The sequence below is a fragment of the Escherichia sp. Lx600-2 genome (assembly GCF_036662595.1).
Taxonomy (GTDB): Bacteria; Pseudomonadota; Gammaproteobacteria; order Enterobacterales; family Enterobacteriaceae; genus Escherichia; species Escherichia coli.
Window position 1 is genome coordinate 1 of sequence record NZ_JAYQWM010000223.1, and the last position, 1,419, is coordinate 1,419.

General features: G+C 48.3%; 1 tRNA gene and 2 rRNA genes. All 3 read left to right on the forward strand.

Annotated elements, in window-relative coordinates:
• A 16S ribosomal RNA gene (locus tag OQV04_RS24600) occupies positions 1-75 on the forward strand; the annotation flags it as partial.
• Positions 76-252: 177 nt separating this feature from the next.
• Positions 253-328: transfer RNA gene (locus tag OQV04_RS24605), tRNA-Glu, on the forward strand.
• Between the two features lie 357 nt (positions 329-685).
• Positions 686-1,419, forward strand: a 23S ribosomal RNA gene (locus OQV04_RS24610); the annotation flags it as partial.

Genomic DNA, 1,419 nt, shown 5'->3' on the forward strand with positions numbered 1-1,419 from the left:
ACTTTGTGATTCATGACTGGGGTGAAGTCGTAACAAGGTAACCGTAGGGGAACCTGCGGTTGGATCACCTCCTTACCATTGAAGTGTTTTTGTGAAGTGCTCACACAGATTGTCTGATAGAAAGTAGAGCAATGGCTTTACGTGGGAGGCTTTTTGCGCTGATGTAGCATTTTAACACAGCCGCTCCATTCCAATGAGGAATGTCGCCTTACACGAAACTAGCAAATCGGTGATTTGCTAAACAAGTTTCGTGTCCCCTTCGTCTAGAGGCCTAGGACACCGCCCTTTCACGGCGGTAACAGGGGTTCGAATCCCCTAGGGGACGCCAATTGCGCCGATGTCGAGTGAAAGACGATGTCCCCAATAATGATTAAGCCAATTACGTTGTAGTTGGTTTAACAATTATGCTCTTTAACAATCTGGAACAAGCTGAAAATTGAAAACAACGCACATTGTTTATCGCTTAAACAATGTGAGAGTCTCTCAAAAATCTCAACTTGAAGTGTTTTTCAAACACACAAACGAGTGGCATGAGCGAGCAGTGTGAAATTCAAGGCGGCTAGCGCACAGCAAGCGCAGCGTACAATAGTACGTGAGCATTGCGAGCACTACCCAACGAAGAAGTTCACCACGCACAGCCATGACGTTAAGTGTCGTCTGATAAGAAGACACCTTCGGGTTGTGAGGTTAAGCGACTAAGCGTACACGGTGGATGCCTAGGCAATCAGAGGCGATGAAGGACGTGCTAATCTGCGATAAGCGTCGGTAAGGTGATATGAACCGTTATACCCGACGATTTCCGAATGGGGAAACCCAGTGCAATTCGTTGCACTATCGTTTGATGAATACATAGTCAAACGAAGCGAACCGGGGGAACTGAAACATCTCAGTACCCCGAGGAAAAGAAATCAACCGAGATTCCCCTAGTAGCGGCGAGCGAACGGGGAGCAGCCCAGAGTCTTAATCAGCATTAGTATCAGGAGAACGGTCTGGAAAGTCCGGCAGTAAAGGGTGATAGCCCCGTATCTGAAGATATTAGTGTTGTGAACTCGACGAGTAGGGCGGGACACGTGTTATCCTGTCTGAATATGGGGGGACCATCCTCCAAGGCTAAATACTCCTGATTGACCGATAGTGAACCAGTACCGTGAGGGAAAGGCGAAAAGAACCCCGGCGAGGGGAGTGAAATAGAACCTGAAACCGTGTACGTACAAGCAGTGGGAGCCTTGATTTATCAGGGTGACTGCGTACCTTTTGTATAATGGGTCAGCGACTTATATTCTGTAGCAAGGTTAACCGTATAGGGGAGCCGTAGGGAAACCGAGTCTTAACTGGGCGAATGAGTTGCAGGGTATAGACCCGAAACCCGGTGATCTAGCCATGGGCAGGTTGAAGGTTGGGTAACACTAACTGGAGGAC